The organism is Pseudomonas sp. LBUM1666 (genome assembly GCF_059695775.1).
Window position 1 is genome coordinate 3,322,966 of record NZ_CP166789.1, and the last position, 14,727, is coordinate 3,337,692.

Sequence of the window (14,727 nt, forward strand, 5' to 3'; positions counted from 1 at the left end):
TGTTCTACCGGCTTCCTGTCAAGTCTCGACAGCCTGTTCGGATCAAGCAATATGTACCGCACCCAAGCCTTCCACTGGCCGTACTGTTTTTCCTCAATCCAACGACCGACGATTACCCGCCGATCGCAGCACATCGAGGAAAAACCATGCCTGCTCCCCCACTGCCGTATTTTTTCGACGAGGCAGAACTTGCATCCAAAGCCAGACAGCCCGATGAACGCGAAAAGGCACTGTCCTTCACGCTTGATGACCTGAAGTGGTTGAAGGTTGTTTATCTGGCGACGCATGAAGTCCGTATCGCCAATAACAAGCCTATGCACGTCGACCAGCTGCTTTTGAGCGTGCCTGATGCACCCGATATCCCCCTGGCCGGCGCTTTTGCCATGAGCCGGCCCAACGATGGAGAAGTCACGCTCTACACACCGTGGAAAGGCCTGATCAAATTCGCGGACATGGACAACCTCAAAAACAAGCTCAAGGAGTGGTTGGTGCAGGCCACCGGCAAGCGTGAGCTACTGCGCTTTCTCTCCATCGAACAACGCAGCGCTTTACCCGCCGCCACTGGGCCAGACATTGCCACGCAAATAATCGAAGGTGCGGTGTTCCAGGACCAGCAGCTCACCCTCGAGCGCAATCAGACTCAGAACATCAAGACGATGATGGGTGAGCTGGTCAAGCTGCCAACACTGCAATCGATGCTGGACCAGACCCTCAAGAAAGCGTTGCACAAACCGTTCCCCAAACTGGACCAGCGCCTTACTCGACTGAAGAGCTTTGTCAGGACGATTTCAGCCTCCGACGGCAGCGATTACCAGCACACGCTTTCCTCGCATTCACTGAGCGATGCCCTGCTGCATTACTACCTGACCAACGAGTGGCCGACTGGCGATTCCAGAGTCTTTTCCAATCCGCAACACAGTGTGAGCAGCGACGCCGATAACCAGGCCTGGGAAAGCGCAGTCAAAGAGATCGCGCAAAGCTTTACCCCTCACTTGCAAGGCCTGCTCAAGACGTTCTGGAACACACCGATGAGCAACGGGCAGTCACGCTCGGTGTTTTTTGCCGAGGGTTTGCGCGATACCTTTCACGTGAAGCTTTTGCTTCAGCGTCAGCAAGGTGTTCTAACGACGCAGGAATACCTGCGACTGATGAATGTCAGCCTCGAACCTGAAACCGTCGATCCTCTTCGCATCGAAAAAGTGCGTATCACCGCTCCCTTCAAGCATTACGCGCAGCTGGCCTCGACCTTGATGATCGGCAGCCGCGAGAGCCTGGGCTTTCTGTACACCCAGTCCAGAGGCATCGAGGCGACGAGCGACCTGCCCGCTGTCAGGAAAATCGTCCTGGAGATGATGAAAAGCGAAGGCCACGAAGACACGTTGCTCAACTTCATGTCTTTGGACGAACGCGGCACGTTTATTTCATTGGAGCCGGATGAGCGCGTCATTGTCGGTGAACCGATCATCAGCCCGGTGTTTGAACAATTGATGGACGACATCCTTGGCAAACAACGGGAGAACCTGTCCCACGCGCTGAGCCGTTACCGTGAAAGCGAAGGTACACAGGACCCCCATGCCTTGATCGACAAGGCACTGGATGTCCGGGGACTGATCGACGACCGACTGCTGGCGGCCGATGCCGCTGGACGTTGGAGCACACACGCCGAGCAGCGTTGGAGCGCGCAACCGGCCACCGTGCGTGCCGAGTCGGCCAAAGAGCAGCTGGCGCGACTCTCCTCCGTTGAGCAGGCGCTCGACCAACTCCTCGACAACCATCCGGTCATTCCTACAACAACCCGCACGATTACCGAGGCGCAGCGCATCGTCGATTCGTCGCTCGGGAGCTTGCAATCGAGTTTCACTCACACTCTGTCAACGGCATTGCGCAGTGAATTGAAGCTGCATGCCGTCACGCGCACCCTGGGTGCGACGGAACAGGCAATCATCAAAACCGTGCTTGATACCCCGGTACGTTTGCAGCGAGCTGCATTGAACGGCTTTTTGCCGGACGTATTTTCCTTGGCATTGAAGGTAAGCGAAGCCACGGACCCGTTGAAACTGGCCAGTTGTTTTGTGCTGACCGAACGAGGAGGCCTGGACCCGAAGCATTCGGGCAAGGCGATTTTGTGGACGCCGGCATCGGGATTTGAAGCCTTCAGGGCATTGACTCCGTTGTTGACCGAGCTGGATCGACGCCTCAAGGACGCCGATGCTCGCACCACCCTCCTGGAGAACCTTGGACGTAGCGAGCGATTGCCTGGTCAGACTTACACTCTGGCGCCACTGCAGCGAATAGATGAGCATTTTCTCGATCACGTGCAAAAGCCCTATGTCCAGCTGGACCAAGCGTGCGTCACCCGTGCGCTGGCCACGAAGCTTCCCGCGACAACCCTGGCCAGTCTTCTGAAGCTGGTGGCGCTGCGTCAACCGATGACGGGGTTAGACCATGCGACGGACATTGCCCAATCGCTGACGACCCAGCAAAAACTGCCGGCATGGCTGGCCAAGGCGTCCATTCAAGACCAGATACTGCATGGGGAGTTGCTTCAGCAATACCTCAACAACGTCACCGACGACCAGGACTACCTCACCGGCATACGCTCCCTGGCGCGCACGGCGCACCATGCACTTGAAAAACAACTCAAGGCAGATACGTTCGACATCGATCCGGATAAGGTCCAGATCCTGATCAGCGCACGCTCGAGGTCTGCGGCCAGCACCCAGATCCTCACCGACTTTGCACTGACCCATTTCAAGGACCTGGATAAAGCCCATTTCACACTGGTGTCGCTTGATAACACCGAGATTCCAGAGGACATGAACCAAAGCTACATCAGAGACCTGATACGAAACTTGAAGCTGGGCGAACATCAGCAGAAAACATTGAACGAAGCCTTTGCAGACACCCAGGCAAACGCAGCGGACCGCAGGAAGCGGTTTTACACGCAATTACCCTGGCAGCTGATGCATTACGCCCACACGGAAAAACTGCAGGAGCGCCTGAGCGAGACGGGGTTTGATCTGATACGCCAAGTCATGGACATGCCTGACGCTATCGCCCGCGCGGCAGTCGACGGTGCCCACGCGATCATCCGCCCACTTGAGCTCCTGGGCATCCAGAGTGGACAGGCGGTCAAAGTGCCAGGTGTCTATCTGATTGGCTCATCGACCGATAGCACCGCGCCACAGGTCCTTGTCGCGCCTCACAGCCCTCGGCACGGAGTGAAAGAATATAAGAATGAAACACAACTGCTGACAGATCTGAAGACTCGCGGCGGTCTGCTCGACTGGGTACTCATGAACCTCCCGCAGCCTGTTCGGATCCTGCTTGAGTACAGGATGGCGACCTCCAGTAACCGCCTCCCCGAAGTGACGCTGGCGTCCAATCCGATCAAGGGGAATCTGTTCAAACACTTGTTCAACGACAACGTCGAGTTATTAGTCCGATTGCTCGATTGTCAGTCCGATGACAAAAAGCAGGGCGAATGGGCAACCATCAAGCATGTGCTGAGTGAAGATTTGCATGAGGCATTTACATTCTTGACGGGCAAGCTTGCCTACCCGATCACGGTGTGGCGCAGTTATCGCGACATCAAGCAATCCGCCGAAGACCTTCAGATGCACAAATGGGGGCCCGCGATAAAAGAGTTCATCAGCGGCATTGCACAACTGGCCTCGTTGCGGCAATCGATGGAGGATCCAGTGAAGGAGCCTTCGACGACCAGCGCGCCCGCGCCAGAAACGCCCGACACCCGACTCAAATGGCAGGACATCGATATCACCGCACCCGAGCGCACGCAGTTGAAGCGTCAGGAGAGCATTGACGTCGATCTGGGTTCGCTGACACACGACTCCAAGCTTGGGCTCTACTCTCATCCATCGACAAAAAAAAACTACGGGCCGGTTGAAGGCAAAGTGTATCCCGTCGAAAAGCACGGCACCCGCTGGCGTATCGGCGACACAAAAAACCGTGGCCCTTATCTACGTCTGAACGAATCGAAGCAATGGGTTCTGGACAGGGGAACACCGGCGCCCCGCTTCAGCCTTATCAACCGGGTACAGAACGCGATAACGGTTTGGGAAAGCATGAATGTCGAAGCACATGGAATGCTCCAAATCCGTCAAATTTTTCCGCGAAAGGCCCGTCAGATTGACGAGGCGCTGGATCTGGCAACCACCTATGCCTGGAACAGCTTCCGCAACCTGCAACTGCTCAAGACTTCTGACCCCACGGTCACGCCCGTGCACCAGCTCATCATGGATTTTATCGATGTGCCTGCAGTGACGGACGCACATGTGGAGAAGCTTGAAAAAGCCTTAGGCGACATTTTTGCGGCCCTGTTGGACCCCTCACTCAGAAAGCCGAACTCCAAGCGTTTTGTGGTCGGAAAACTCTTCAGTCAGGCAGAAAACACCTTTGGCTTCACCCTTCCAAAGGACGTAAAGAAGAAAATTTACCTGACAGAGAAATTCTTCTTTCCCAAGTTCGACTTCTACCGTGAACACCTGTCCGACGCCGCCTTCCCCATCAGAACCCATACCCGGGCGGCAACCCTGATCCATGAGGTTTCGCACATTGCCTGCAAAACCGAAGACATTACTTATCTCGATGCCGTAAGACCGTTCGTCGATCTGATAGGAACGGCCAGTGCTTCCGCCACTGATCTCAAGACTGCCCTGAGCGAAATTCAGGGCACCGCTCTGTCAATCAAGACACCTTATACACAGCTGTTCAAAGTCCAGAATCCTGATAATGGTGAATGGGAGGACCTGGGTGATACTTCTGATGAAAATACTGATCAGATAAAGAAACATATCCTGACCTTGACTGGCGAGGACAACCTCAGCGGTGCCCGCACAACCTTCAAAAAAGATCCACTGATCAGACTGGCGGTGCAACTCGCTAACGCCGACAGCGTGACCTGGCTGATCACTCATCTGGGGCGCCAATTGCACACGAGCACCCCGTGAATCGAAAAATAAGTGCCCGTTTGATGGGTAATTGCCATGACGGTTGTTCTCGCAGACTTCCTCACAAGGTTAGAATGCAGGAAATCAGGATGAGTCAATGACCGACAACCCTCTCTCGCAAGCCGAATACGACGCTGTCACCGATGCCGCTGCGCATTGGTGCATGCGTCTGCACGCCATCGATTGCACGGCTGAAGAGCGGCTGGCGTTTGAGCAATGGCATGACGCTCATCCGCTTCATGCGTTCGAGTACGAGGCCATGCTGGAGATCTGGGATGTCGCGGGGGACCTTCCACGTCCAGAAACCGTGGTCCCGATGGTGCGCGCCAAACTTGCTACGCCTTGGCGCACCTTCGGTATCGCAGCAGCGGTTTGCGCCATGGCGTTGCCACTGGCGGCCTATAGCGGCTGGAACCTGGGCTGGCTACCCAACTCCTATCAACATTTCGAGGCGAACGACAATGTCCGCCAAATCACCCTGAGCGATGGCAGTCAGGTAGAACTGAACCTGGGCAGTGAGCTGACGTTCAGCAACTACAAGGATCAACGTCGGATTACGCTGAAAAAAGGCGAAGCCTTCTTCAGCGTCAGCCACGACACTCGACACCCCTTCATTGTCAACGCGGCCGAAGGCAGGATTCGGGTCACCGGAACCAAATTCAACGTCTGGATGTATGAAGATCAGGTACGGGTGAACCTGATCGAAGGTTCGGTGCTGGTGAGCAGTAGTGACGCCGTTGCGGGTGACGGTTTGCGCCTTGAGTCAGCGATGCAGGCGAGCTATAGACGCGGCGACTTCACTCCCCGGATCAGTCAGACCTACGACAATGACAACTCACTGGCGTGGCGCAGCGGAAAACTGGTGCTCGATGATCTGGCCCTGACCGACGCATTGCCATTGATCAATCGCTACTTGAGCAAACCGGTGATGGTAGCCGACAACAGTACCGGCTCGATTCGCATCGGCGGCATCTACAACATCAAAGAGCTCAACAACCTGGTGGCTTCCCTGCCCAAGGTATTGCCGGTCTACCTGACCCGCAACAAGGATGGCAATCCGGTCCTCAATTCCATTCCGCAACAAGCCCCAAAAAGCTGAAGGCCGCGACCCTTTGCGGGGTGCGGCCTTCATTTCCTGGTTCAAGCATCGTCAGCGTTACTGTGCGGCCACCTTCCCGGCTTTTTCATCCTGCTCGCGGATCGTCTGAACCTGGTACTGCGGATCGGACGTGATCTGCTGTTCGGTGAACGGCAACACACTCAACTGCTTCCTGGAAAATGCCACGGTCTGATCTCTGGAGTACCTGGAGGCAGGGTCACTGGAGAGCGAGAATGCCAGCAGCCCTTGGGCTTGCGGTCCCTTGTCATCAAAGGTAACCACCTGCAAATAGCTGGTACCGCTGACGACTTCGAGTTTACCGTCGGTTCTCGGCACGCTCTGAATGGCGTTATAAACCCCCAGGGTGCCAGGTCCACCGTGAATCGGCGTCTGCTGGCCACCGCTGCTGACCAACTGGATATCACCCCAGCGGCTATCGGCCTTGAGCCCCATCTTGTTGATCTGCGCTACCGACGCCAGCATCGCCTCGCGAACTGCCTTTGCGACTTCCGGGCGATCGACCGCCAGGCCACTCGGGGTGTGTTGCGGGTCTTTCGGATCGAACGCCACACGCCAGAGGTCAGGCGTTTCCTGTAGCGACGCCATGACATTCTGGAAATGCACAAACCCCAGACCACTGTCCAGATTCGCACTGCGATCCCAGACCTTGAGACTGGCACACAGCGGCGCGAGCGCTGGCGCATCGGTATCCAGTGCCGCCGCACAGAACTGCAGCAGGTCCGGCATCACTTGAGCCGCCTGATACACCTGGTCGTCCATCACCATGTGTTGCAGATCCATAGCTGCTATGGGACCTGCCTTGTTCAACGTGTTCAGGCGATCCAGCGCAAAGCGTGAGCGCAACCCTAATGGCTGGCCGTCCTGGCTGATCAGTGGCGAAAAACCGGTGAGCGGTTGCGCTGGGTTGGCCATCCAGGCCGAATCGTTGGAGTGCTGCACAAAATCCTTGCGCAACAGCTGCGGCAACTTGTCTGCCGCAAAAATGCCTTTTTGTGCAGCCTGCGGGTCGATGTCCCAGGCACACGCGCTGTTGGAACCGTCGAGGACGATCATCTGCAACCCGGCCCGCGGATCACTGCATCTGGCCAGTTTCTCGGCACTGACGTTCGGCACGACCGAGAGATTCATGTACAGCGTCTGCCCCTGATCATCCGTCGCCAGGGTGTTGACCCACGGGATCCCCTGGATCTTGTGCACCGAGGCCTGCAACTCTTTGAGGCTGACCGCGCGGTTCATTGCATACCACTGCTGCAAGACCCGGTCGTTATCCAGATTGGCATCGCGCAGGCTGTAGGCGAACTGGTTGTCCCAGTCGAGCTTTCCGGGCCATTGCACGATCGGGCCGAACTGCGAACTGTAGATCACATGAGAAACCGGTCTGGTCTGGCCATCCGGTTGTTTCACGTTCACGGTCAGGGTCTGTTTCTTCATCGGCAATGACTTGCCGTCGAGCAGATAACGGGTTGAATCCTTGGGATCGAGTTGCAGGCGATACAAGGTGAAATGCTTGGACGAGTCCACGGTGTGGGTCCACGCCAGGTGCTGGTTGAAACCGATGTTGATCATCGGCAACCCCGGCAGCGCCGCGCCCATGACGTCCAGTTTGCCGGGAATGGTCAGGTGCATTTGATAGAAACGCATCCCGCCGACCCAAGGGAAATGCGGATTGGCCAGCAACATGCCGCGGCCGTTGAAAGAACGCTCACTGCCGACCGCCACGGCATTGCTGCCGCGATCCAGGGCAAAACGCTGCATGCGCGAGGCAGCCACCTGGAACGACACGGGGTCGCCTGCCGCATGACTAACGGCTTTGGGTGGCGTCGCGCCGGCCAAGGCTTCGGCAAACTGCCCTACTCCGCCCTCGACCAGCAGTCGTCGCGTCAACTTGACCAGATCCTGGGCGGTAATCTCGCGTACCCAGTCGCCCTGACACTGCGGCGGCAAACCCTGCGCCCGACGTTCTGTCAGCGAACGGTTATAGCCCGCCACATACCCTTCGATGAGATCGCGCACTGGCGGGGTTTGCGCCTGCCAGAAACCGGAGACGGCCTCTGGCGTGTTCAGCCAATTGAAAAACAAATCGCTGACCAGGTTTTCGCGCTCTTCGACCGTGAACTGGTCCGGGCCGAAATAGCGTGAACGTTCGCCGTTCACGGTGGTGATCTCATTGGCCAGCAGGCACAGGTTGTCCTGAGCGTAGGCGTAACCGATGCCATAACCGAGCCCGCGCTCGTTGTCGGCACGGATATGCGGCACACCGAAACTGGTCCGGCGGATGTCGGCGCTCGCCTGCTCCGGCTGACTGCGTGCGTTTGCCGCAAGACTCAAGCCCACCAATACGCCTGCAAGGCTCAACCGGGTTGACTGCCTGGAAATAATCACGCTCGCTCCTGATCGAAAAGACAAACACCCTGCGTCATACACGCACTGCGCCTTCCCCTAGAAACGAAAGAAATGACAAAAATTTAGGCCGTGAAAGGCGCTTTTTACGGGCATCTCACAGGCCGCTGACGTGATGGCGACAAAATTTCTACATTCGGGGCTTCATTATTTGCCCTGCTCGTACGTCTTATTGAATGAGAGCACCCATCACATTTCCTGGCCGGCTCGGAAAAGGAGTTTTTGCATGTACAACTCGCAACTGCCAACGGACGGTAGCAATGCGCCAAAGGGCTCTGCCATGGGCTCCGGTGTTTTCAGTCAACGCAATGAGCGCAATGGCAACGAGCGGATCAGGCTGCTGCTCAAAAGCTTTGGTCTGCGAACCAGTCTGATCCGCCTGAAAGTCATCGACGCCTTGCTGACCGCCGCCGAAAGCGACCGTAGCCTTGGCGTGCGCGGCGTGCACAGCCACTTGCTGGACCTGGATATTCCCCTGTCCTTTCTCAGTGTGCGGGAAGTGTTGAAACGCTTGTGCAGCGAAGGCGTGATCACGCTCAATCCGGACAAAAGCTACAGCCTGCATCCGCACGCTGCAGCCATGCTCCATCGCGAGTGATCCGCTCAAGGTGCGTCGTTCAGGGTTTGACCTTGCGGCGCATCACGCCATTGATCACCACCACGATCACCGCCACGCCGATGGCGATGTACTGAAACAGCTTCTCGCTGATGACGCCTGCGTTTTGCAGATACGAAAGGCCGAACATGATCCCCAACACCACGAGGGAGATCAGAATCGAGTATTTCAAACGTTGCGACTGAGTCATTGCGAGTTCCTGAACCTGAAAAATGTATCCGATTTGTATCAGAACGCATGCCAAGCCCCTACCGTTCTCCGGGGATGGGACGCTACAAACGGGGTCTCATGTTACAGCCGATGAAGAGTTTTGGCTTCATAGTGGCGATAACCATGAGGATTTTGAAATGTTCCGTCGAATCACACGGCTGATTCCCCTGCTCGCTCTCCTGACACTGAGCGGCTGCATCGTTTTCCCCCACGGCGGCTGGCACGGTGGTCACCATTACGACCGTGACGGGCCGGGTTATTACCAGCATCGATAATGGTTGGTCGTGTCATAAAGCGTGAATAAATGAACATCCATTCGTAAGGCAAATACCCCACACAAGAACTATTGAACAAATGCCCGCCCTGTCGCGGGCATTTTTCGTACATGCGTATTCACTTCTTGTTTCCTTCCCTGTGCACATCGAAACATAGCGATAACCATTGAAGCTTTCAGTCTTAATCGTCCATTTGAGCTATTCATATTCGATGATTACTCTCGGTGCATCGCAATAAAACCGTTATTAAATTTTGAGCAAAGAACAGGGATGCCATGCACAAGCCTTTAATCAATATCAGCCCCCACCATTTGTTTGGCTTTTGCCTTGCAGTAGCTTTTTTCGAACTGCTGACTTATATGGCCAGCGACATGATTATGCCGGCTATGTTGACCGTCACCCGACAACTGGATGCCAGCCCCGACCATGTCCCCTACGCCTTCAATCTTTATCTGGCCGGCGGCATTCTTTTGCAATGGCTGATTGGTCCGCTGTCTGATCACTTCGGCCGCCGCCGAATGTTGCTCATCGGTTGCGCGGTATTCGCCTTGGCCTGTGCCGCCGCGTTCAACGTGCAAAGCATTTATGCGTTCAACGGCTTGCGAGTGATTCAGGGCATGGGGTTGGGGTTTGTCATCGCGGTCAGCTACCCGGCCCTGCAAGAAGTTTTCTGCGAAGCCGACGCGGTCAAAATCATGGCGTGGTTGGGAAACGTTGCGCTGCTCTCACCGCTTCTGGGACCGCTGCTCGGCAGTCTGCTGCTGGAATGGTTGTCCTGGCGGGAATTGTTTTTACTGCTGGGGATCGGCGGCGTGATGGTCTGGCTTGGGCTTTACCTGTTCATGCCTGAAACCGTGGGCACCCTGCGCCACGACGGTCAACGACTGGAAGCGGTGCGTTTTGAATGGCACGGCACCGTGCGCCGCTATGTCGCGCTGCTGACTAACCCGCAATTCCTTTGCGCCGCTGTCGCGCTGGGCGTGATGAGCCTGCCGTTGATTGCCTGGATCGGGTTGGCGCCGCTCTTGCTGATCCACAACCAGGGGCTTTCAACTCTGCACTATGGCCTGTGGCAAATCCCGGTGTTTGCGGCAGTCATTCTCGGCAATCTGGTCCTCAACCGACTGATTGCCAACGCTGAACTGCCACAACTGATTCGATACGCGCTTTGGCCGTTTTGCGGCGGGCTGATCGCGCTAGTCGCCGTCAGCTTCTACGGTGCTTCGACAGTCTTGCTGATCAGCTGCCTGGCGCTTTACGCCGTGGGGCTTGGCATGAGCAATGCCGCGCTGTACCGGCTTGCGCTGTTCGCCAGCGACGACAGCAAAGGTCTGGTCTCGGCCATGATCGGCATGATCTCGATCGCCGTCATGGGTGGCGGCGGCTCGCTTATTGCGGCCGCCGATGCCGGTGACAGCCACGAATCGTTCGCTTTGATGGCGGGTATCGCAGGGCTTCTGAGCCTGGCGCCCCTAAGTCTGTTTCTGCGGCGCTCTCACATCGCGCATGCCATCTGACACCACACAGTAGGTTTTTTGATGATCCATTTACCTCACACCGATGCGCTCTGTGCGTTAACGCAACCCTATTGCCTGGATTCAGTGCCCGACGGCCTGTTCGATCAGGCGATGGGGGAAATCAGCCTGTTTCATTGTCACCACACGCCTGGCTACGAACGCTGGCTAAACGCCAACGGGCTCGATGCAAAGGACCTGGAGACACTGGATGACTGGTCCAGGTTGCCACCGATTTTCGCCAACTATTTCAAACGTCACTTGTTGTTCGGCCCCACCGGCGAAGGCGCGCTGGAGCTGACATCGTCTGGCACCAGCGGCCAGAAGAGTCGCATGCGCTATGACCCTCGCAGCATGGCAGCGGCTCAAGGCATGGTGAGCCACATTTTCGGGCACTACGGCTGGGATACTCCGCAAAGCCCCTGCAATTATTTGCTCCTGAGCTACGAGCCCGAGGCTGCCATCACCTTGGGCACCGCTTACACCGACCAGTTTCTCTGCAGCTATGCGCCCGTCAATCGAGTCGTCTACGGATTGCGCCTGACCAGCAAAGGTCACGAATTCGACCTGTTTGGTGTGATTCGCGCCTTGCAGGAGTTTGCCGACGAAGGCTTACCCGTGCGGATTCTCGGATTTCCTGCGTTCCTTTCCCATGCGCTACAGCACATGGAAAACACCTGCGCACCGAATCTTGAGCTACCCGCTCAGTCATTGGTGTTTTTGGGGGGCGGCTGGAAAACCCAGGCAGCACAAGAGATTCCGCTGCTTGAGCTGTATGCCCGAATCAACCGGCAACTAGGTATCGACCTGTCCCGCTGTCGAGATGGCTACGGCGCCGTCGAGCATGCCGTGCCCTATATCCAATGTGCCCACCATCATTTTCATACACCCATTTACTCGAAGGTTTTCGTGCGCAACCCATCCGATTTCACGGTCCAGCCATACGGCCAGCGCGGCTTGCTGGAATTCGTCTCCCCGTACATTTCGTCAAGCCCTGCTCACGCGGTGGTCATGGGCGATCTGGCTACATTGCACCCCGGCGCCAGTTGCGGATGCGGCCTGACGACCGATTGGTTCGAGCTGCACGGACGCGCTGGCACCACCGCCAGTCGCAGCTGCGCCATGGCGGCTTCCGAATTGCTGGGAGGGGTTTGATATGTACCTCATCAATGGCCAACTGCGTGACGACGTTACCCCGGAAAGCGCCCTCGAGCGCCTTCGAAAACAATTGCCCAGGTTGCTTGCTGCACCGATCGACAGCGAGACCGTCATCGAAACCGCGGCTTGTTTCGCCACACAACTACAGACTCGCAACCTGAACCTGCCTCTGGACGACGATCAATGTCAGGGGCTGATCGAGTTCTGCCAGCCCGGCAACCTCAGCACGAAGCTTGAGCGGGAACTGGGTTCGCAACCCCGATCGCTGAGGCGTATCGACTACCAGCAGCCGCACTTTGAAAGCTGGCACCCCTTGGGACTGGTGGTGCATGTGACGCCAGGCAATGCGCCGATGCTGGCGTTCTGCGCGGTTCTCGAAAGCCTGCTGGCCGGCAACATTAATTGGTTACGCCCCAGCGCCAGCGATGCGGGTTTGACCGCACAGTTGCTGGCCGCCCTTGTGAAGTGCGACACCAGTGGCAGGCTTGGCGAATTCGTCGCGGTACTGCCCGTGGATACGTCCCGGATAGCCGAACTCTGCGCTCAGGCCGATGGCGTGTCAGCCTGGGGTGGTGAAAAGGCGCTCAAGGCGATTCGTCAGCAGATCCCCACCGGATGTCGCTGGATCGATTGGGGGCACAGGATCAGTTTCGCCTATCTGTCGCCTGACGCGGCGAGCCCTTCGACGCTGGATGCGTTGGTGGATGAGGTTTGCAGCCTGGATCAACAAGCGTGTTCCAGTCCGCAATGGGTGCTGGTGGACAGCAATGATCCGGCCATCCTGCAGGACCTGGGCGAGCGTTTGAGCGAAGCCTTCAAGCGTCGTACATCGCACTGGCCGGCGCTGGTGCCTACGGACCAGGAAGCCTGCGAGATCACCACCCGCACGGCCATGGCGCAACTGGATTGCTGTTTTGCGAACCAGACCGGCCAGGTCTGGGCTGGCCACGGATGGCGGATCATCTGGGAACACCATCAGACGCTCGCACCGTCGCCGCTGTTTCGTACGGTGCTGCTCAAACCCGTACCACAACACTTGATCGCTGAGACGCTATTGCCCTGGCGCACGGTCCTGCAAAGCTGCGCGCTGATTTGCTCTCCGGCAGAAACGCCAGGCCTTGCTCGAGCGCTGGTCAACGCTGGGGTCACCCGTATTGCGCCTTGCGCGGGGATTCATGACGGCTACGTCGGTGAGCCGCATGATGGCGTCTACGCGTTGACGCGTCTGAGTCGCCGCCTCTCGGTGAGTCTGTCGCCGGATGTTTTGCCTGGCCGGGCAACGCTCGACCCGGTCCCGCCCGCCCCCGACACCGCCCATGAGCCCATCATGGACAAAAATACCTTCACGACCCAGCCGATGGGCACTGCGGCGCAATTGTTTTTCCGCTCTGGAGGAAGCAGCGGCACTCCGGCCCTCGCCGGTTTCAGCTATCGCGACTTTCAACGGCAGATGCGCGCAGCAGCCGACGGCCTGTTCGCCGCCGGGCTCGATCCTGCACAGGACCGGGTCATGAACCTGTTTTACGGCGGCAGCCTGTACGGAGGTTTCCTCAGCTTTACCAAAATACTGGAACAGATGGGCGTCACTCATTTCCCCATGGGCGCGCCCCAGGACGATGACTTCAGCGAAATCGCCCAACTGATCGTCGACCAGCGTGTCACCGTGCTGATCGGCATGCCGAGCACCTTGCATCGTCTGTTCTTCAACGAACAGACCCGGCTCCGCGCGTACGCCGGTATCGGCAAAGTGTTCCTCGGCGGCGAGCATCCGGGCCAAACCAGCCTGAGCCTCATGGAAAGCTGCGGGGTTTCGATGATCCGCTCGGCGATCTATGGCTCCGTCGACGCAGGTCCCTTGGGGCATGCGTGCGCAGCCACCGCAAACGGGGTGTTTCACTTGATGTGCGATACCCAGCATCTGGAAATCGTGCAGATTGAACAGGATGTACCGGTTCAGGCTAATGAGATCGGTCGCCTGCTGTTTACTTCACGAGCGCGGCAAGGCCAAACCGTGCGCCGATATGACGTGGGCGACACCGGTCGCTGGATACCCGGCGCCTGTCCGTGCGGGCTGGACTCACCCCGATTCGAACTGCTCCAGCGCCACGGAAAACTGGTGCGAATGGGCACAGAGTTCATTTCGCCTTCGGCTCTGCAGGATAGCGTCGGCGCACCCATTCAGATTGTTCTCGACCACACCCCTGATGGCGTCGAGCGACTCAACGTTCTAACGGATGCAGACATCAACCAGCTTCGCAACGCATTGCTGAGCCATGAAGCGCTGGCTAATGCCGTAAACGCCAAGCTGTTAACAGTCGAAGTTCAAGTGTGCACGGAGCACGCGTTCACTCGAAACAAACACAGCGGCAAAACACCTTTGGTTATTGATAAAAGAAAATAAAAAACATCGCTTACTAACTTGTCTTTAACCACCAAAGACGCCTGATATAAAAAAGAGAATCCA

The 14,727-nt window shown here is 57.1% G+C and carries 9 protein-coding genes; 7 read left to right on the forward strand and 2 right to left on the reverse strand.

Going from position 1 to position 14,727, the window contains the following annotated elements; translation table 11 throughout:
* Positions 1-146 precede the first annotated feature (146 nt).
* Both ACA056_RS15055 and ACA056_RS15060 read left to right on the forward strand, forming a co-directional pair.
* Positions 147-4,970 (forward strand): dermonecrotic toxin domain-containing protein, encoded by a 4,824-nt coding sequence (locus ACA056_RS15055; RefSeq protein WP_497265708.1) that lies wholly within the window; start codon positions 147-149, stop codon positions 4,968-4,970.
* A gap of 97 nt (positions 4,971-5,067) precedes the next feature.
* On the forward strand, positions 5,068-6,069 hold the full coding sequence (locus ACA056_RS15060) for a FecR family protein (RefSeq protein ID WP_497265710.1): 1,002 nt from the start codon (positions 5,068-5,070) through the stop codon (positions 6,067-6,069).
* A 57-nt stretch (positions 6,070-6,126) separates the two neighbouring features.
* Here ACA056_RS15060 and pvdQ read toward each other — a convergent pair whose 3' ends face one another.
* Positions 6,127-8,472, reverse strand: a complete 2,346-nt coding sequence (pvdQ, locus tag ACA056_RS15065) for a bifunctional acylase PvdQ (RefSeq protein ID WP_497265712.1) — start codon at positions 8,470-8,472, stop codon at positions 6,127-6,129.
* A 244-nt stretch (positions 8,473-8,716) separates the two neighbouring features.
* On the opposite strand from pvdQ, the gene ACA056_RS15070 reads away from it, so the two are divergent.
* Complete coding sequence (locus ACA056_RS15070; RefSeq protein ID WP_497265714.1) at positions 8,717-9,088, forward strand: fe2+ zn2+ uptake regulation protein; 372 nt, start codon at positions 8,717-8,719, stop codon at positions 9,086-9,088.
* A gap of 19 nt (positions 9,089-9,107) precedes the next feature.
* Here the strand turns inward: ACA056_RS15070 and ACA056_RS15075 are convergent, their stop codons facing one another.
* Positions 9,108-9,296, reverse strand: coding sequence for a hypothetical protein (locus ACA056_RS15075; protein WP_008024801.1), 189 nt, complete (start codon positions 9,294-9,296; stop codon positions 9,108-9,110).
* A 157-nt stretch (positions 9,297-9,453) separates the two neighbouring features.
* Here ACA056_RS15075 and ACA056_RS15080 point away from each other — a divergent pair, with 157 nt between their 5' ends.
* The 4 genes from ACA056_RS15080 to ACA056_RS15095 all read left to right on the forward strand — a co-directional run bounded on the left by ACA056_RS15080 (position 9,454) and on the right by ACA056_RS15095 (position 14,664).
* Positions 9,454-9,591 (forward strand): hypothetical protein, encoded by a 138-nt coding sequence (locus tag ACA056_RS15080; protein WP_497265716.1) that lies wholly within the window; start codon positions 9,454-9,456, stop codon positions 9,589-9,591.
* Between the two features lie 275 nt (positions 9,592-9,866).
* A complete protein-coding gene (locus ACA056_RS15085; RefSeq protein ID WP_497265718.1) occupies positions 9,867-11,108 on the forward strand; it encodes an MFS transporter in 1,242 nt (413 codons plus the stop codon).
* 21 nt (positions 11,109-11,129) lie between these two features.
* Positions 11,130-12,260, forward strand: a complete 1,131-nt coding sequence (locus ACA056_RS15090) for a LuxE/PaaK family acyltransferase (RefSeq protein ID WP_497265720.1) — start codon at positions 11,130-11,132, stop codon at positions 12,258-12,260.
* A 1-nt stretch (position 12,261) separates the two neighbouring features.
* Positions 12,262-14,664, forward strand: a complete 2,403-nt coding sequence (locus ACA056_RS15095; RefSeq protein ID WP_497265722.1) for an acyl-CoA reductase — start codon at positions 12,262-12,264, stop codon at positions 14,662-14,664.
* Positions 14,665-14,727: the final 63 nt, after the last annotated feature.

Coding starts and splice junctions, on each gene's coding strand:
- ACA056_RS15055 (WP_497265708.1), top strand. CDS start 147: ATGCCTGCTCCCCCACTGCCGTATTTTTTCGACGAGGCAGAACTTGCA.
- ACA056_RS15060 (WP_497265710.1), top strand. CDS start 5,068: ATGACCGACAACCCTCTCTCGCAAGCCGAATACGACGCTGTCACCGAT.
- ACA056_RS15070 (WP_497265714.1), top strand. CDS start 8,717: ATGTACAACTCGCAACTGCCAACGGACGGTAGCAATGCGCCAAAGGGC.
- ACA056_RS15075 (WP_008024801.1), bottom strand. CDS start 9,296: ATGACTCAGTCGCAACGTTTGAAATACTCGATTCTGATCTCCCTCGTG.
- ACA056_RS15080 (WP_497265716.1), top strand. CDS start 9,454: ATGTTCCGTCGAATCACACGGCTGATTCCCCTGCTCGCTCTCCTGACA.
- ACA056_RS15085 (WP_497265718.1), top strand. CDS start 9,867: ATGCACAAGCCTTTAATCAATATCAGCCCCCACCATTTGTTTGGCTTT.
- ACA056_RS15090 (WP_497265720.1), top strand. CDS start 11,130: ATGATCCATTTACCTCACACCGATGCGCTCTGTGCGTTAACGCAACCC.
- ACA056_RS15095 (WP_497265722.1), top strand. CDS start 12,262: ATGTACCTCATCAATGGCCAACTGCGTGACGACGTTACCCCGGAAAGC.